This window comes from Paenibacillus massiliensis subsp. panacisoli DSM 21345, from assembly GCF_000426545.1.
Lineage (GTDB): Bacteria > Bacillota > Bacilli > Paenibacillales > Paenibacillaceae > Paenibacillus > Paenibacillus panacisoli.
The window spans coordinates 1-16687 of sequence record NZ_AUFO01000008.1 but is presented as its reverse complement, the minus strand read 5'-3'; the positions used below and the strand labels follow the sequence as shown (position 1 = coordinate 16687).

16 protein-coding genes, 1 rRNA gene and 1 pseudogene are annotated in these 16687 nt (G+C 46.9%); 13 read left to right on the top strand and 5 right to left on the bottom strand.

Annotation, left to right across the window (positions count from 1 at the left end; translation table 11 throughout):
- Positions 1-8: 8 nt before the first annotated feature.
- From K331_RS0104940 to K331_RS0104925, 4 genes are all read left to right on the top strand, one after another.
- On the top strand, positions 9-1406 hold the full coding sequence (locus K331_RS0104940; RefSeq protein WP_028589429.1) for a hypothetical protein: 1398 nt from the start codon (positions 9-11) through the stop codon (positions 1404-1406).
- Positions 1399-2076 carry a hypothetical protein gene (locus K331_RS0104935; RefSeq protein WP_028589428.1) on the top strand — a complete coding sequence of 226 codons (678 nt, stop codon included), beginning with the start codon at positions 1399-1401 and terminating at the stop codon, positions 2074-2076. The genes K331_RS0104940 and K331_RS0104935 overlap by 8 nt, the downstream gene beginning before the upstream one ends.
- A 72-nt stretch (positions 2077-2148) precedes the next feature.
- Entirely contained in the window at positions 2149-2685 is a 537-nt protein-coding gene (locus tag K331_RS30885) for a hypothetical protein (RefSeq protein WP_051289624.1), read from the top strand.
- A 40-nt stretch (positions 2686-2725) separates the two neighbouring features.
- The gene (locus K331_RS0104925) at positions 2726-2908 is read left to right on the top strand and encodes a hypothetical protein (RefSeq protein ID WP_028589427.1); all 183 of its coding nucleotides are present in this window, start codon (positions 2726-2728) and stop codon (positions 2906-2908) included.
- Here K331_RS0104925 and K331_RS0104920 read toward each other — a convergent pair.
- Complete coding sequence (locus K331_RS0104920) at positions 2888-3154, bottom strand: hypothetical protein (protein ID WP_028589426.1); 267 nt, start codon at positions 3152-3154, stop codon at positions 2888-2890. The genes K331_RS0104925 and K331_RS0104920 overlap by 21 nt on opposite strands.
- 112 nt (positions 3155-3266) lie before the next feature.
- Here K331_RS0104920 and K331_RS0104915 point away from each other — a divergent pair, with 112 nt between their 5' ends.
- The 5 genes from K331_RS0104915 to K331_RS0104900 all read left to right on the top strand — a co-directional run bounded on the left by K331_RS0104915 (position 3267) and on the right by K331_RS0104900 (position 10250).
- A complete protein-coding gene (locus K331_RS0104915) occupies positions 3267-4784 on the top strand; it encodes a hypothetical protein (RefSeq protein WP_028589425.1) in 1518 nt (505 codons plus the stop codon).
- 143 nt (positions 4785-4927) lie between these two features.
- On the top strand, positions 4928-5158 hold the full coding sequence (locus K331_RS33100) for an aggregation-promoting factor C-terminal-like domain-containing protein (protein ID WP_226383533.1): 231 nt from the start codon (positions 4928-4930) through the stop codon (positions 5156-5158).
- 9 nt (positions 5159-5167) lie between these two features.
- Positions 5168-9139, top strand: coding sequence for an LPD38 domain-containing protein (locus tag K331_RS28895; protein WP_036634202.1), 3972 nt, complete (start codon positions 5168-5170; stop codon positions 9137-9139).
- Positions 9140-9168: 29 nt separating this feature from the next.
- A complete protein-coding gene (locus K331_RS0104905) occupies positions 9169-9585 on the top strand; it encodes a phage holin family protein (protein WP_028589424.1) in 417 nt (138 codons plus the stop codon).
- Positions 9582-10250: an N-acetylmuramoyl-L-alanine amidase gene (locus tag K331_RS0104900; RefSeq protein WP_036634199.1), complete on the top strand. Its 669-nt coding sequence runs from the start codon at positions 9582-9584 to the stop codon at positions 10248-10250. The genes K331_RS0104905 and K331_RS0104900 overlap by 4 nt, the downstream gene beginning before the upstream one ends.
- Positions 10251-10275: 25 nt before the next feature.
- Here K331_RS0104900 and K331_RS0104895 read toward each other — a convergent pair whose 3' ends face one another.
- Together K331_RS0104895 and K331_RS33095 are read right to left on the bottom strand one after the other, a co-directional pair.
- Positions 10276-10623, bottom strand: coding sequence for an aspartyl-phosphate phosphatase Spo0E family protein (locus tag K331_RS0104895; RefSeq protein WP_028589422.1), 348 nt, complete (start codon positions 10621-10623; stop codon positions 10276-10278).
- A 349-nt stretch (positions 10624-10972) separates the two neighbouring features.
- Complete coding sequence (locus tag K331_RS33095) at positions 10973-11185, bottom strand: helix-turn-helix transcriptional regulator (protein WP_169718305.1); 213 nt, start codon at positions 11183-11185, stop codon at positions 10973-10975.
- A 96-nt stretch (positions 11186-11281) separates the two neighbouring features.
- On the opposite strand from K331_RS33095, the gene K331_RS33090 reads away from it, so the two are divergent.
- The gene (locus tag K331_RS33090) at positions 11282-11470 is read left to right on the top strand and encodes a helix-turn-helix domain-containing protein (RefSeq protein ID WP_084165339.1); all 189 of its coding nucleotides are present in this window, start codon (positions 11282-11284) and stop codon (positions 11468-11470) included.
- A 52-nt stretch (positions 11471-11522) separates the two neighbouring features.
- Here the strand turns inward: K331_RS33090 and K331_RS28890 are convergent.
- Both K331_RS28890 and yhbH read right to left on the bottom strand, forming a co-directional pair.
- Positions 11523-11711 (bottom strand): annotated as a pseudogene (locus tag K331_RS28890) (SpoVR family protein); the annotation flags it as partial.
- A 62-nt stretch (positions 11712-11773) separates the two neighbouring features.
- Positions 11774-12913, bottom strand: coding sequence for a sporulation protein YhbH (yhbH, locus tag K331_RS0104880; RefSeq protein ID WP_036634260.1), 1140 nt, complete (start codon positions 12911-12913; stop codon positions 11774-11776).
- Between the two features lie 580 nt (positions 12914-13493).
- Between yhbH and K331_RS0104875 the strand changes: the two genes are divergently transcribed.
- The 3 genes from K331_RS0104875 to K331_RS0104865 form a co-directional block, all read left to right on the top strand.
- Positions 13494-14180 (top strand): 4'-phosphopantetheinyl transferase family protein, encoded by a 687-nt coding sequence (locus K331_RS0104875; protein ID WP_028589419.1) that lies wholly within the window; start codon positions 13494-13496, stop codon positions 14178-14180.
- Between the two features lie 34 nt (positions 14181-14214).
- Complete coding sequence (locus tag K331_RS0104870) at positions 14215-15807, top strand: amidohydrolase (protein ID WP_028589418.1); 1593 nt, start codon at positions 14215-14217, stop codon at positions 15805-15807.
- Positions 15808-16533: 726 nt separating this feature from the next.
- A 16S ribosomal RNA gene (locus K331_RS0104865) occupies positions 16534-16687 on the top strand; the annotation flags it as partial.

Genomic DNA, 16687 nt, shown 5'->3' with positions numbered 1-16687 from the left:
GGTGGATTATGCAACCGTGGGTGTCCTCTCCAGACAAAGTTAAGTCAGCGGTTGTTACCTTGGCTGACGGGATTAACCAATCAGTAGAGTCTATAGAGATCGCAGACGGTGAATGCACCGATGCTGTCAATGTAGACTCTTTGCTTTACCCTACATTGCAGACGCACGAAGGACATACACAAATAAGCCTCCTTGGGAACTATGTAACGCGCCTATTTAAGTTCAAAGGGGTATTGTATGCCATGGGCAACAGAGGGGTGTACAAGCTCTTAGGAAACTCATGGATCGCTGTGTATGAGTATGATGGGATAGCGAATGACCGCCTATGGGATTCGGCTATGTTCTTTGATGGCAGCAAGCTTTATTACATTGATGGCGTATTGCCACTGCAGCAGTATGACGGATCTGTGCTGTCATCACTTTCTGACGCTCCGGCAGGCAGTGCGTTCATGACTACGCACGCTAACCGCTTTTACTTGGCTAATAAAACCGATAACCTATTGTCGTTTTCAGGCTTGAGGGATGCGGAAGATTGGTCATCTACCGATAAGTACGTAGGAACTGGAAAGATCACTGTGGAAACACCCGACGGCGAGAAGCCAACAGGACTAACCACCTTCGGGAATCATGTAATCCTGTTCAAAAGGTACACCATGCACAAACTTTTTGGAGAGGATTCCACGAATTTTAACATGACTCAGCCTTATGGCGTAGGGTGTATCTCTCATCGTAGCATCGTACCTACTAGAGACTCATTGTATTGGCTTGGACCTGACGGGTTCTATGACTACATGGGCGGCGCTGCCCCGACAAAGATAAGCGATCCTATCAAGGATTACATCGACCAAATCAACATGACCAATGCCCAACACTGCTGTGCGGGTACAGACGGTCGTTTTGTATATCTGTCTCTGGTGATAGGTTCGTCCGAATCCATCTTGCCAAACATCACGTTTGCATACGATCTGCAAGGAGGTCGTTGGTGGAAACTGAGCTATGTGATTAGCGCCTTCTTTATGGAGGGCAAGACACTTTACTTTGCAACGTCAGACGGTCGTATCATGCAGTCAGGCGGCGATACCTATAACGGTACGCCTATCAACTGGTCTATTAATCTCAAGCCTTTTAGTGAGGGTGACGAGACGATCCGGAAAACGATGAATCGCTTATGGGTCGTAGCAGACATAGAGCCAGGATCTAGCCTCAACGTGTCTTATGCAGTTGGCACGGAAGGTGGCGAGTGGATCAAGGTGTACGGAAATGAGAATGGTACGGGGCGAATCCAAAGTATGAAGATACCACTCATTGTACGCACGCCCGAAACATGGTACCGACTAAGACTATGGGGTACGGGTAAGGTTAAAATACATCGGATTATACGGGAGGTGTCGAAGCGAAATGGCTAACGTGCAGTTGCCTAATGTAAATGTGGGCGAAACGGATCTGAAAGCACAAGTCAAGCAACTCCTTAATGCATATATCATGCTTAACGAGGAATTGACATTCCTGCTGAACAACCTAGATACACGGAACGTGTCTGAGCTGAACGCTGAAAAGCTGGTAGCTGAATCAATCCAGACAGATAAACTTGCAGCAGGTTCGGTTGTGGCTGATAAGATTGATGTAGGTGAGCTGTCTGCTATCTCAGCCAATCTTGGTATCATCACTGCTGGATTGATTCAGTCAATTGAGATATACGGTTCTTATATTGCGACTCAAAAGGACACATTCCCGCGTAGTGAGATGAGTGCTGCAGGTAATTTGTTCGCTGGTTATAAAGATGAAAATAATTACATTGCTGTAACACCCGATTTCGGAGGGCCTCCGTCACTTGTTTTTTATGTTAATGGCGAGGCCAAACAACGTTTCAATAATCTATTAGGTTTTGAAATGTGGTCGAAAGAAGGGATGAGCCTTTCGACTAGTTCCGGTGGCATATCAATGAATCCAGACACCTATGTTTCATTTTCGAGCATGAGAAAAATTAAAGACAACTCAATGGACAACACATTATATGATCAATTGGCTGAATTAGCCGACAGAATAGAGGCATTAGAGAATTTTGTCTACAATTAGCTGGAAATAATACTCCCAAAACTCGCCATGCTGTGGTATATTGGTGAAAAATGGTACGCGGGAGTGTTGACAATGAAAAAGATGGTAGTTGGTTTTCTTGCTGGAGCGCTGTTTATGATTGGCGCCACAACATTTGCGGATGACATACAAACGCTAGTAGGAAAGAAAATTGAAGGCGAGACCGCCGTCACAGTAGATGGAACGTCAATTGGATCGGCAATAATAGTAGACGGCAAAAGTTACGCTCCGGTTAGATCAATTGCGGAAGCAAGTGGCCTTGCTGTGGGTTACGGAGGTGCTGGTATAGCATTGAGTACAAACAAGGAACCTGTTATTGAAGTTGAATCGACCCAGGAGAAACCGATTATAAATTCAAACACTTCAAAAATACAAGTGAACATTGAAGAAAAACAGCGTCTTATAGATAGCATGAAGAAAGAAAATGAAACATACACCGAAAGCATTAAACAGATACAAGACAACATAAACAGTGGTAGGTATTCTGGTGACGAACTGGAAATGCTTGAAGATGCGCTTAATCGTGGAACGAAAATGATTAAAGAAAATGAAGAGTCAATAAAACGAATTGAAGAACAGTTACAACAATAGGCCCTCATAAGAGGGTCTTTTATTTTAGGAGGGATAATGTATGAAGACGTTGACTATTAATGTGCCAGAAGGCGAAACTTGCAAGGTCAGTACCGATAAAATCGGGTACGAGATCGAAGGGCCAGCAGTAGTAGCTATTATGGAAGGAGTCGCTGCTACAGAAACAGCGACTCGTGGTTGCATGGGGAGTGTCGATGGAAAGCTAACCTATTACCCCTCTTAACCATTTTAACGACTCTTCATCTAAGTAGGCTAAGTAGTCTTTGTCAGTTTTAATTATGAGGACTTCGGCGTTTGAATCTAGGTGAGGTCTTATAGCGTCAAATATGGACTGCGCTGAAACGGCCTGTACCAGCCAAGACGATTCTAGCACGTGAAGATAGACTCTGAACGATTCCAATTCCTTAATCAAACCAGAATAGTCTTTGCCATTACCATGCAAGTCGTAAGTAACAACATAAATTTCCATAGTTACACCTCCTTTCTATAAATTATTTTAGTAGAAAAGTATTATTTTGGATATATGTAAATTAGGCCTATCGTCGGATAGGTCTTTTATTTTGCCTCAAAGGGGTGAAACGATGGCGACAAATACGAAGAAACTACCGCTTGTGGCTTCAACGGCCCGGACTACAAATAGCGCAAGTATAGGCAAAGGCGGCGCAGACTACGGTACAGCAGCGTCTGACATGAAGAAGCAGCTTGTGCAGAACCGTGTGAATGAAACGAACAATAGTGGGTACCGACAAAGCGAGACACAACGGGCGCTACAGGTCATCCAGCAGCGTCAAGCAGCAGGGCTGGATACATCTGCCCAGGAAAAGTATCTGACAAAAAACCTTGGGTATACAGCACCTGCACAAGCGGCACAGACCCCGAGGCCCACAGCATCAGTCCAGCCAATCAACCGTACAAGTGAGAACACACAGCAGGGGTCGGAGTTAATGAGCCTTATGAGGCAGATGGCTACCCGGCAATCACAACCTTTTAGCTATGACGTCAATAGCGATCCAGAATATCAGGCAGCGTTAAAACGTGCTCAGTCCAATATCCAGGAAGGCCAGAATGCGACGATGGCAGAGATGAACCGTCGCGGCATCCTGAATAGCACAATCACATCTGATCGATCTGGAGAGATTGCGGCTAATGAAATGGGCAGGGTAGAGACCGAGGTAGTCCCTGCACTGGTTAACCAAGCATATCAAAGGTATCAGGGTGAACAAGCTCAGCAGCAACAACAGATGGCTAACATTGCTATGCTGGCTCAGATGTACCAAGGCGAGGACCAAAGGGGATTCGGCAACCGCGTGACTGAAGCTGGCTTAACTGGTAACTGGATGCCAGAAGGCGCGCAAGGGATCGTAGACAACATAGTGTCGCTGAAACAGCAAGCGGAAGCTCAGGGTGTGACGGCTCAGCAGCGTGCCCAACTCAGTGCACAGGCTGATGCCTACCGTGCGCAATTGCTGTCCTTGGGCGTTGATCCTGCAGCATATGGAGCTAACGTTAATGCTGCATCAGCCGCTGCGAATCCTGGCGTCCGTACACTTGCGGGCCAACAGCAGGACCTGGCAGCACAGCAACAAGCGTTCAACCAACAACTTCAGTCAGCTAATTTCAATGAAGGCATTAGGCAGTATGACCAAAACTTCGCTTACCAGACAGCGCGTGATGCCATAACCGATCAACAATGGAAAGCGATGTTTGACCGCGACGTACAACAGTTCGGTTTGAATTACGGCTTGAATATGCTGCAAGAACGGAATCAACAGGCTTTCAGACAAGTTCAAATGGCTATGTCACAGGACGAGAATGCTAGAGCGTGGCTGTCGTATGAAAATGAACTTAATGGAGCTAATACGCAGCGGTACAGCGGAGCTACAGCGAACCAAGTGTATGATGCAATTAGACAACAGTTCATTGATCCTGATACGAAGAAAATCCCGTCTGATTCAGGAACAAAGACACAGATTTATGAGCGCGTAATGTCTATGGGATTACCTGACGGTCAAGACACTCAAGTGATGGGCATGTTGGGATTGTCAGAAAAAGAGATTCGGGATCTGGATAAGAAGAACAATGTATCATCGGGAAACTGAGTGGCGCTACTGGCTCATACAGCAACTATTACAAAGCGGAAAGGGATGCAAAAGCCAATCCGCGTAATTATGCTGTAGCTAGTAGCGCTATTTCACGCGCTTTAGCAGCGGGCGGTTATGATCAAAGTTGGCTGCAGCCGACATTGGAATTGGTTGCCCGAGAATCATCCTTTAACCCCGCTGCGAAGAACCCTAAATCTTCCGCAGCGGGGTTATTTCAATTCCTTGATGGAACGCGCAAAAACTACGGTGGCAAGAGCGTAGATTGGTCCGATCCATACCAACAGTCCATCGCAGGCTTGAAGTACATTAAAGATCGTTACGGAACACCAGAAAAGGCGCTGCAGTTCTGGGATAAAAATAAATGGTATTGAGGTGAGTACATGGCAAGCCGATATGAACAATTTGTACAGAATCAGCGCAAACGTGCCGATGAAATCCGATCACAAGCGCTGGACGGCACCTTGACTCCTTCGGCACAACAACAGAAGTCATTAACAAGCAGGTCAGATGCTTTCAAGGCTAATTTAGCAGCTGGTAAAGGACCGACAACTAATCCGGGGGCGCCGAACAATCCATTGCCAGATGCACTACGAATAACCGGACCTGACTTTTTTACAAACAGCACATTGGCCCAGGCTAGCCGCGGAAACAAAAACGCTATAAACACGGTAAAACAATCAACAGGCGTGGATCTGACGCAGATGCAAGGTCCTCCAGCTCCGACAGAGTTGGACAGACGTAACGCACAGGTGAACGCAGGTCCGCTTGGGCCGAATCATCCACTTGCTCAATTTGCGAAGGGCATGAACTGGCTGGCATACGGTAACCCTGTTGGGCAATTTACGACGCGTGCAGTGGGCACAGGTGGCAGTATGGTAGTTGGTGGACCACCAGTATCACAGGCTAGCACAGGAAATGCTGCAGCAGATAAGACAGCGGACGTATTGGGTACAATTGGCGGTGTTGCGGGTATGGCCTTTAACCCTGCTGCTCCAGGTGTTCGCGGTCAAAGTCTGCTTACTGGACCTCTACAAGCGGCTGATGGTGTTCTAGCAACCCGTGGAGGCGTGGCGGTTACCAACACACTTGCTGGAGGCATTCAACGAGTGGCGCCTAATGTGAGTGCTGGTACAGCTAACCGAGTAGCGGGGTCAGTGCTTCGCGGAGCTGCTACAGGAGCGGTAGGCAACACTGCAGCAGGTTTGATACAAGATCAGAATAGCAATGGTGATATCCTACGCAATGCCGCATTAGGTGCTGGTGTGGGCGGCGCTGCGGACGGAATCATAAGCGGTGTGGGTTCGATGCTAAGGAATAGTCGTGTAAACCGAGCGCAGACGGCGGATGTTATTGCGGATGCGGATGTTCGTCCAATTGGACTTCCAGAAGCATCCACCAGTCCACAAGGTCCGTTATCAAGAGCAGCAACACCTATAGAACGTATCGGTCGTTCTCCAGAGTTTGAACCGATCAGACCTAACGCGCCAGAAGGTTCCCAATATTCCGACTTCTTGAACGCTCGAAACACTAGACTTAATCAAGTAACCCCAGATGTTCAGCCGCCAAAACGGATTGATATAACAGATGAAGTGGAAGAGATTGTTCAATCTGTGCAAAATCCGCGCATCCGTGATCGGGTGTACAACTATCTGGATGAAGCAGAACAGAATGCCAGACAGCGTATTGCCAACAGAAAGAACCGGCTCTCATCTACTCCAGTGGATGAATGGGCTGACTATGCCATTATCGGCGCTGCGAAGATGGGTAAGGGGACTATCAAATTCGCGGACTGGACGGAAGAGATGGTTAAGGACCTGGGAGAAAGCTTCCGTCCGAACGCACAACGTGTCTACAACGCATCCAAGGAAGAGTTGCGTAAACAAGAGCGCTTAGCCACTAAAGAAGGCGATGCTGCAATGAAGTTTAATGCCCAGGACATCGGGGACGCCGATTCGTTCAGCGCGAAAATCAGCAGAGACGTCAAGAAGAAACGTGGTTCCTTCGCGCAAGCGGTAGAAAAAGTGCGTTCTCAATTTGAGAATGATGTTCAGGCGTTAGCTGGACTGGAGAAGCGTGTCACAGGCCGCGTAGCGAGTGCTGAGGACAGTCTTTACAAGAAGGCTAGACTATTTAAGGGTGCACCTGAGAAGGCAAACCAGATCGTTGTGCAACGTCTCACACCAGTTGTCGAAGCGGCAGAGAAGGCAGGGTATTCCGCTGACGACATCGGCAAATATGCGCTTGCTGTACACGCGAAAGACGTTAACGCCGCTGGCTATAAGTCTGGTTTCACTAACAAAGAAATTGAAGCTGTAATTGAAAAGTATGGTACTCCTGAAATGGAGAAAGCGCGAAAAGAGCTTGTACAAGTGGGCAAGGATATGCTGCGTGAATTGGTTGATAGCGGCGTTATCAGCAAGGAGCTTGCAGATGTGTTAGACAATCGTTGGAAGAACTACATCCCACTATTTCGCTCATTCGACGATACACCAGAAGCATTCGCTGGTGGTCTATCAAAGTCGCTTGCTAATGTAGCGAGTCCAGTCAAAGCACTGCAGGGTTCGGAGAAAAAGGTAGTAGACCCGCTTGAAAACATGGTCCGCAACATCTTCCAGACGGTGAATGCTGCTGAGCGAAACAAGGTAGCTAGCGAAATCACCAAACTAGCCAAAATTGACGTCGAAGAAAACTTTATTCGCAAACTCAGCCCAGATGAACAGGTCGGACGTAAAAATGTAGTCACCGTTAAAGAAAATGGCGAGAGTGTGAAGTATGAGGTAGAGCCAGAGGTATACCGGGCCTTGATGAACTTGGATCAGGAATCCGGTAACATGCTGATGAATATCCTGTCGAAGCCTGCTTCCCTCCTGCGTGCTGGCGCTACATTGACGCCTGAATTCTCATTGCGTAACCCGATGCGGGACATTGTACAGGCTTATGTGGTTAGTAACAGCGGCTTTAATCCGATAACAGACTTTACTGTAGGCTTGATCCAAAGCATTAAGAAAGGCCCGTTGTACCAGGAATGGATTAACAATCTCGGCGCATACGGAAACGTGCTGTCGATGGATAGAAACGTGCACAGAAAAGCTTTGGAAAGTGTACTGAAAGAAAAGCCGAGTAAGAAATTTGTGAATGTTATCAACGGCAAAGCGTTGATAAATGTATTGCGAGCAATCACAGACACAACAGAGTCGGCTACAAAGGTCGGGGAGTATCGCGCTGCATTGAGAAGAGGTGTTACTCCACAGGAAGCCGCTTACCGTTCACGGGATATCATGGACTTTGCTCGTGCTGGATCTGGTATCAGGCAAGCGAATAGAATCGTAGCATTCCTGAACGCCAATATTCAGGGTAAGTCGAAACTCATTCGAGCCATCAAGGAAAATCCATTCGGGACAACAACACGAATGTTTACTTCAGTAACAGCACCAACGATAGGTTTTTACTTCCTGAATAAACAATTCGCCAACCAAGAGCAGAAACAGACTATCAATGAATCGCCTGACTGGATGAAAGATACGTTTTGGTTGGTAGCTATACCTAATACAAATACTGTCGCTCGTATCCCGAAGCCGTTTGATATCGCACCACTCTTCGCGAATCTACCAGAAAGAGCGTTGCAATTCGTTGATACTAGAGATCCAGAGGCGTTCGACGGTTGGATGAGCCGAAGCCTGAGTGATGCGGCATTGCCAGCGCAGATTACAGGCCTGTGGCCATTCATTGAGGGGATGGCAAACTACTCATTCTTCCGCGAAGGTCCTATCATCCCACAACGTGAACAGGGATGGGAGTACAAGGATCAGTACGATCCGGTGCGAACTACAGAAGCGGCAAAGCTATTAGCTGGACTAATGAGCAACGTCACCAACGAGAAGGGGATGTTCAAAAACTTCTCATCTCCACGGATCATGGACAACACCATTCAGGGTCTGACGGCTGGCCTAGGTTCTTATGCTACTAGCGCGGTTGACTCGATATTGAAGGGGATAGGTGCAACGGACAGGCCTGATTCACCAGATAAGAGAATTGAACAAATGCCGTTCTTCAAGGCATTCTTGGTCGACCCCCTTCAAAGCACGAAGTCAATTGAGCAGCTCTATGACCTGCGCACCAAACTCTCTAGTGAAAAGGCATCAGCTAAACTCAACGATAAGACATTCAATCGAGAAGAGGATCTCAAGATGCTTAATCAAGCTGCAAGTAATTTGAGCGATATCAACAAAGAAATCAGAAGGATCGAAGCCGACAAAACAATGAATGGTAAGCAAAAGCGTGAGCAAATTGAGCCGTTACTTGCCGAACGCAATAAAATTGCTTCAACTGTAATGCGTGGAGTGAAAAAGTAAATCACAAAAAAGTTAATGGGGGAAGAACTATGGAAACAGTAGGTAAATATATCTTGATGGGGTGCAGCTGGGCTGCAGCTTATTTTTTTGGGGGTTGGTCAGGTATTCTTGGCGTCTTGTTGGCATTTGTCGTGTTGGATTATGTATCGGGGCTTGTTGCTGCTGGAGTAACTGGGGAATTGCAGAGTCGTAAGGGTTTATACGGTATCGCTAGAAAAGTGTTTATTTTTGCAATGGTAGCTGTTGGTCATTTGGTTGATGGGGTGCTTGGTGATGGCCACATGTTCCGGGACGCCATCATTTATTTTTACATGGCTAACGAGTTGCTGAGTTGGATTGAAAATGCAGGAAAGATTGGTCTGCCAGTCCCTGAGCAGATCAAACAAGCCGTTGCGATCCTGAAAGGTAAAAGCGGTATTGATAAAGGAGATGACAAAGTCGCATGAGTATACCATACCGTAAGGATCATATACCCAAGGAGACGGCCAACAACCGCCGTCCAGGCCTTGCAATGACCCCGACGACAATTACCATACACAACACGGGAAACGCATCCAGCAGCGCGGCAAACGAGCGTAGTTGGCTTACAAACAAGTCCAATACCAGGACAGCCAGCTACCATATCGCCATTGACGAAAAAGAGGCTATTGAGTGCATACCTTTGAACGAAAATGCTTGGCACGCTGGAGACGGCAGCAAGTCTGGTAGTGGCAATCGTACCAGTATCGGAATTGAGATCTGCGAGAGCGGCAACTATGCTAAAACGCTGGACAACGCAGTGCAATTGGTGGCCAGCATGCTCAAGGAACGAGGTTGGGGAGTGGATCGACTTCGTAGGCACTATGATTGGTCGGGCAAGATATGCCCACGGTTGATGTATGACAGCGGTAAGTGGACAGGATGGGAGCAGTTTAAAATCCGGGTGACTGCGCTGCTGGAAGGGGGAGGGGATTTGGACAAAACAAACACAGTCGTTAACGACAAAAAAATTGACGATGGCGTACTAATCAATAACCAAGTGTATGTGCCGCTACGATCTGTCGGTAATGCGCTTGGAGCTGATGTGAAATGGGACAACCAGACCAAGACGGCAACATTGACCACTAAGTAAAAACAAAGGAGCAGCAGGGATAACCTTACTGCTCTTTCTTTTTAATCAACTTGTTACGGTAATACACAGGTAACTCTGATTGCTCAGATATCTTATGTGCCCACTCAAGAGCTTGATCCAACGCATCATACCCGCTGATGACATACCGTTCGTTAGCCTGCCGCAATGACACGACAAATTGACCACCTTCATAATCCACGCTTATACGCTTGGTAGACGCTATTTCCCGCTGCCTCTCCTGCAGCCTATTGAGCAGCTTGTCGATCATCTGGCTGGCTTCTATCACGTCCGGATGGCCTAAACCTTTCTCGTTCACCAAATCGTACATTTTCTTTTGAAATTTCTCGATTTCGCGTCGAATTTCATCTGTCATATAACAACCTCTTTTTGAGTTTGTTATATCCACACTTCGCACATTATATCCATATATTTTAAGGTTTCGACATTAGGGTGTCTTTTTCGGGCAGTTTTGTCGACATATATTTCTGTGAATGTCGATTTTTATATTGTACCATGAGTACATAGCACCAGAGATTACAAAGATTGGAGGGGTGTCGGAGGGTCGAAAAAATTAGTCTTTTTATCGACTCTGTACATAGAGACAAGAACATGTGTTTGGTATATGATTATGTAAGCGGATTTAATTTTCGAGGGACAGGAGTGAGTTAACTAAAAGTTAATATCAGCTCACGGGAGGGCCGAAGCCAACACCGTTTGCCAAGCTAATCATCAATCCATTCGTGTAACTCCTCCATACTGCAGTTGAAGTAATGAGCTGCTTTTGCAGCTAGAGGATAAGAAAAATAGCGTTCTCCTTTAATTATCATAGTGATAAACGCAGGAGTAACGCCTAAATGGATTGCGAGGTCTACACGCTTTATCCGCTTTTGGTCAAGCAGATAAGGCAAACGGCTCCTCCCTGGACGGGGTGCCATGTTCCACCTCATAGAAAATGATTCTCAATGAGTATACAAGAAGAGAAATGAATAGTAAACAAACATTTATCCTATTATGATTTGAGGTGCTTGCTGATGTCAGACACAAAAACTAACAAATCGAAATTGAGGGAAGCTCGCCTAAAAAATGGGTGTACAATGCACGAAGCTTCAAGCGTTGTAGGAATATCCCCAAGCACATTGAAAAAATATGAAGAGGATTGCGGCAAGGTCCCAGCGCATACATTCGTCGCTCTATTTAGTTACTACAACAAGAAAAAATAGACCAAAAAAACAAAGAACCCTTTATTTCAGCGGGTTCTTTGTTTTCATTTGATTTGTATTTTGTTTTGCCGAAGCTCCAGTGGTTAAATCTTGTAGGCATACCGTAGGCGCCAAAGGTATAGATGATATCTGCAGGGCAAATTTCGTAGCGCATCGGGTAAAAATCAAGGCCAAAGCTAGACGCGATCTCCGTAATCTCTGCAATGGATCGTTCCAGCTGCTTCATTTCCGCTTGCGTCATAACCATCCCTCCGCAGGTCTATATTCTGCTTCATATTTTATGAGTATGTGCGGACAATCCGTTTATGTCGGTCGGCGGAAAAAGGACTTCAGGGCCTGATAGACCTCGCCCTTCTCCTTAATCACATAGTACATGAATTGCTCTCCCTTGATGTGCCGATAGGCGGACATCAACGTACTGCTGCGGTTGTATTGGTTCACCTCTCCATAGCCGAACATGTTGCTGCGTTGCATGAGCTCACCGATCAGCTTCACGCAGCGTTCGTTGTCAGAGGTCAGATTATCTCCATCCGAGAAGTGAAAGGGATAGATGTTATAGCTGGCAGGGGGATAACGCTTGTCGATGATTTCAAGAGCCTTGATGTAGGCAGAGGAGCAGATGGTTCCACCACTCTCTCCGCGTGTGAAGAATTCTTCCTCGGTGACCTCCTTGGCCTCGGTATGGTGCGCGAGGAAGACGATCTCAACCTTCTCATATTGCCTACGAAGGAAGCGGGTCATCCAGAAGAAGAAGCTTCTTGCACAATATTTTTCGAAGGAGCCCATGGAGCCGGACGTATCCATCATGGCAATGATCACAGCATTGGATTGCGGGATGTATTTGTCCTCCCAGGTCTTGTAACGCAGATCATCCGGACTGATATGATGAATTCCTGGCTGCCCTTGTCTTGCGTTGCGGCGTAGGTTCTCCATAATCGTTCGTTTTTTGTCAATGTTGGACTGCATTCCTTTTTTGCGTATATCATTGAAGACTATGGAATGTACCTCGATCTGTTCTTTGTCCTTCTGCTGAAGATTCGGCAGCTCCATCTCATCGAACAGCATATCCTCCAGATCCTCAAGACTTACCTCGGCTTCAATAATGTCGTGGCCTGGCTGATCCCCTGCTTTTTCTCCTTTGCCTGGCTGCTTGCTCGGTGCCTGATCACGGCCGATCGTATCACCGACCTTACTCTTTCCGTCTCCCTGACCTACATGCTTTTGTTTGTTGAAATTATAGACGAAGCGATACTCATCAAGGCTGCGTACGGGGATTTTGATGATCTGCTTGCCGTCGGACATAATAATGTTCTCTTCCGTGATCAAGTCTGGCAGATTCTGCTTGATGATATCTTTTACCTTCTCCTGATGACGCTGTTGATCCTGATACCCTTTGCGATGCAGTGACCAGTCTTCACGGGATACAACAAATGAATACGGCATATGTGATTCCGACACGATAGGCACCTCCTTGTAGTATGCTTGGGTTAAGTCAGCGACTTCGTTCCTTCATGCTATTGTAATGCTTGGTTCTTATGTATATTCAGACGGCAGTGCGATATGTGATGGCTCCTTAGAATAATTAGTGGCTATATTTTGAGAACGGGCAGTCTGGCCGCAGACGAATAGACAAGCAGACAAGACGAATGTATTCCGTCACAAGTCATCTACAGCTGCTGACATGCAGCAGGAAGAGGAAGAATCGCAGTAGGAGTAAATCCAGGATGCCGAAGATGGCGGGAAATGTGCCCCATCTGTTATACTTGTGAATACTATATTTGGTAGATTTATCCGCTAACTAATTCGGCTAATTGTTTTTATAAAGATTTGATTCAATGTCTAACTGATTCGCTAGCTAATAAGCTAGCGAATTCGGTATAACGAGCCCGATTCGACTGATGTACGTGTTGGAATCTGCTGCAAAAGAAATAGTTGAACTGGTGTTTAATTTGCAGTAGTAGTGTTCATATACAAGAAGATAGTAGGAGTCGAAGGAATTAGGTAGTCTGCAGGAGGTCTCTTCATGGAAATCTATGCGTTAGATATTACAGATGAAGCTATGGAGCAGCGTTATGATGAGCTGACTTCGTGGGTGTCGGGGGACAAAAGGGACAGACTCGCACGATATTATCGCCGGGCAGATGCCTTGCGGAGCCTAGGGGGAGATGTGTTGGCACGTTGGGTGCTCTGCCGCCATTTGGGTGTGCCTAATCATCGCTTGCAATTTGGTGCCAACGCATACGGTAAACCGAGTCTATCGAGTCACGAAGGGCTGTACTACAATGTGTCCCATGCAGGGCGTTGGGTGGTATGCGCTGTGGATTTTGCGGAGATCGGTATTGATGTGGAGGCTGTAAAACCAGTGGAGGATGGAGTAGCGCGCATGATTATGTCAGATGACGAGTACATGCGATGGAGTGAGCTCGAAGGAAAGCCTCAGCTAGACTATTTCTATGATATATGGACGTTGAAGGAGAGTCTCGTCAAGGCGGAGGGGAAGGGCTTAAGCATTCCTCTGGATTCAATTAGCTTCGATTTCAACATCGGTATACAAGGCATTGCTCTACGTACAAAGGACTGGTCCACAAGATATCAGCATTTCAAGCAGTATGAGCTTGACGCAGGCTATAAGCTAGCAGCAAGTGCGCTACACCCTGGATTCCCGGACAAGCTGGTTATTGTGACAGTAGAGGAGATTCAACTGCAATAGGAGTAAGCAATTCAAAAGGTAGAAGGATGATATGATGACAAAAACTCTCTATATAAATGGTCACTTGTATGGACGTGCTACAGATGAGTTGGAGGCCATAGTTGTACAGGACGGGAAAATTGAGGCCATTGGTGGGCAAAAGGAGCTGAAGCTTCAGCTTAGTGGCCAACACTATGAGATCGTTGATTGGCAGGGAGGGCATGTGCTCCCAGGACTTGTTGATTCGCATATGCACTTGTCCATGCACGGGATGAAGCTGTCCATGCTCGATTTCAGCGCCGCATCCTCCAGACAGGAGATGCTCTACATGCTGCGCCGTAAGGCGGAGACGACGAGTTCTGGAGAATGGATTCTGGGCCTGAACTGGAATGAGAATGCCTTCCCGGATCGTATGGCCCCACATATCTCAGAGTTGGACGAGATTACTAGCACACATCCGGTCTTTTTGACTAGAACCTGCTTTCATGCTTTTCTCGCAAATACGGAGGCATTTCGTCGTGCGGGGGTTCACAAGGATACTCCTGATCCTGCATCGGGTTCATTTGGCAGAGATGAGTACGGAGAACTGAATGGCTGGGTGTATGAGGAAGCGAGCTTTCTATTCCAGAAAGTCCAGCCAGAGCCCGATTATGAGAGTAAAAAGCAGATGATACGTCAAGCGTCCCAGGATGCGCTGAGATTGGGACTAACAGGTGTACATACAGAGGATTTGCGGCTGCATGGCAGTGTAGAAACGATGCTGCGCATCCATAGAGAGCTGCTTGAGGAGGGGATTGCCCTTCGTACTCATCATTTGCTGTACCATCCATTCCTTGAAGAGGCTGTTGGATTGGGGTTGCATGGGGGTTCAGGGGATGAATGGCTGAAGATGGGCAGTGTGAAGCTCTTCGTGGATGGTGCCATCGGAGGCAGAACGGCTTTGTTGCGTGAGCCTTATCATGATGCTACCCAGACGGTGGGAATGGCAATTCATTCGGCGGATGGTTTGGAGCAGCTTGTGGCTGCAGCAAGGCAGGCGGGCTTCCCGATTGCAGCGCATGCGATCGGCGACGGTGCGGCAGATCTGCTGCTTACGGCTCTGGAGAAGCACCGCCTACCAGCAACTTCGATGCTGCCTGATCGATTTATTCATGCACAGGTGCTCGATAGCGGGCTGGTGGAGAGGATGTCGGAGTTGCATCTTATTGCGGATATACAGCCGCGTTTTGTCGTTAGTGATTTCCCGTGGGTGCTGGAGCGAGTGGGGCCACACAGAACGGAATTCTTGTACGCTTGGCGGAAGCTCATGCAGGCCGGGATTCCTTGTGCAGGTGGCAGTGATGCACCTATAGAGCCCTTGGATCCCTTGCTTGGATTACATGCTGCAGTCACTCGGCGTAAGCCTGAAGAGTCACACGAGGGCTACATCACTGAAGAAAAGCTATCTCTATCAGAGGCGCTATTACTGTTCAGCAAGGGAGGGGCAGTAGCTGCTGGAGAGGCAGAAGAGCGAGGGATCATCCAGCAAGGCTATCGGGCGGACTTTACAGTGCTTGACAGGGAACTCCTGCATGAGACTCCAGACGAGCTATTGAAGGCGCGAGTGCAGATGACGATTGTGAATGGGGTAATGGCTTATCAAGCTTGAGAGGATCTATGGTTGAAAGGAACTTTGAAGATGCTCTAATAGGAGGTGTGGATGATTTCCTATTAGGGGTACCGCTTACCTGCAGTGCTACCTTAAGAGCTACTACCTGCTATAGATGCTGCGTAGTAGCTCTAAATTTGTCACAGTCGATAAGCACATAAACGGAGAGTGCGGGACTGGTCAAAGGAAGTAGTGCTTCCACACCTTCTGTAAGAAAGCCTACTAGCGAATATAGAATATTACAGGTTTCTTTTATATTATAAAGTAATCTAAAGAACTGGGGGAAAGCGATTATAAAGACCGCTGCTATGGTGGGGGCTTTATGCATTTCTTGATTTATTGTTGTTGTTAAAAAAATGTATTTTAAAAAAAGGTTGCACTATACTGATGGACATGGTATATTCTATTTCCGGCCAAGAAAGCACTGAGAAATCAGGGCGGTAAAGTGGAATTTAGTTCGAATGAAGACATTTAAATCAAACTAAAATAATGCTTGCAAACTTGGTGAGGATATGATAAGATATAAAAGTTGCTGAGCGAGAGTTACTCGGTAAAGAAAACAAAGTTGATCTTTGAAAACTGAACAACGAGTGAGCGGATTTTGTGAAGCAAAATCCAACGCGAAGGTTTTTGGTACATGTCTTTGACTGTATGAAAACTGGAGCAAAACAATGAGATATTAAATCTCGTCAGATTCAAAATGAGCTATCGCTCTTTTCAATAACTTTATTGGAGAGTTTGATCCTGGCTCAGGACGAACGCTGGCGGCGTGCCTAATACATGCAAGTCGAGCGGACTTGATGGAGAGCTTGCTCTCCTGAGAGTTAGCGGCGGACGGGTGAGTAACACGTAGGCAACCTGCCCTCAGGACTGGGATAAC

What these genes read in the sequence shown, in the direction of transcription:
- K331_RS28895 (WP_036634202.1), top strand. Translation starts at nt 5,168, where the DNA reads ATGGCAAGCCGATATGAACAATTTGTACAGAATCAGCGCAAACGTGCC.
- K331_RS0104900 (WP_036634199.1), top strand. Translation starts at nt 9,582, where the DNA reads ATGAGTATACCATACCGTAAGGATCATATACCCAAGGAGACGGCCAAC.
- K331_RS0104905 (WP_028589424.1), top strand. Translation starts at nt 9,169, where the DNA reads ATGGAAACAGTAGGTAAATATATCTTGATGGGGTGCAGCTGGGCTGCA.
- yhbH (WP_036634260.1), bottom strand. Translation starts at nt 12,913, where the DNA reads ATGCCGTATTCATTTGTTGTATCCCGTGAAGACTGGTCACTGCATCGC.
- K331_RS0104925 (WP_028589427.1), top strand. Translation starts at nt 2,726, where the DNA reads ATGAAGACGTTGACTATTAATGTGCCAGAAGGCGAAACTTGCAAGGTC.
- K331_RS33095 (WP_169718305.1), bottom strand. Translation starts at nt 11,185, where the DNA reads ATGGCACCCCGTCCAGGGAGGAGCCGTTTGCCTTATCTGCTTGACCAA.
- K331_RS0104940 (WP_028589429.1), top strand. Translation starts at nt 9, where the DNA reads ATGCAACCGTGGGTGTCCTCTCCAGACAAAGTTAAGTCAGCGGTTGTT.
- K331_RS30885 (WP_051289624.1), top strand. Translation starts at nt 2,149, where the DNA reads ATGAAAAAGATGGTAGTTGGTTTTCTTGCTGGAGCGCTGTTTATGATT.
- K331_RS0104920 (WP_028589426.1), bottom strand. Translation starts at nt 3,154, where the DNA reads ATGGAAATTTATGTTGTTACTTACGACTTGCATGGTAATGGCAAAGAC.
- K331_RS0104935 (WP_028589428.1), top strand. Translation starts at nt 1,399, where the DNA reads ATGGCTAACGTGCAGTTGCCTAATGTAAATGTGGGCGAAACGGATCTG.
- K331_RS0104895 (WP_028589422.1), bottom strand. Translation starts at nt 10,623, where the DNA reads ATGACAGATGAAATTCGACGCGAAATCGAGAAATTTCAAAAGAAAATG.
- K331_RS0104915 (WP_028589425.1), top strand. Translation starts at nt 3,267, where the DNA reads ATGGCGACAAATACGAAGAAACTACCGCTTGTGGCTTCAACGGCCCGG.
- K331_RS33090 (WP_084165339.1), top strand. Translation starts at nt 11,282, where the DNA reads ATGTCAGACACAAAAACTAACAAATCGAAATTGAGGGAAGCTCGCCTA.
- K331_RS0104875 (WP_028589419.1), top strand. Translation starts at nt 13,494, where the DNA reads ATGGAAATCTATGCGTTAGATATTACAGATGAAGCTATGGAGCAGCGT.
- K331_RS0104870 (WP_028589418.1), top strand. Translation starts at nt 14,215, where the DNA reads ATGACAAAAACTCTCTATATAAATGGTCACTTGTATGGACGTGCTACA.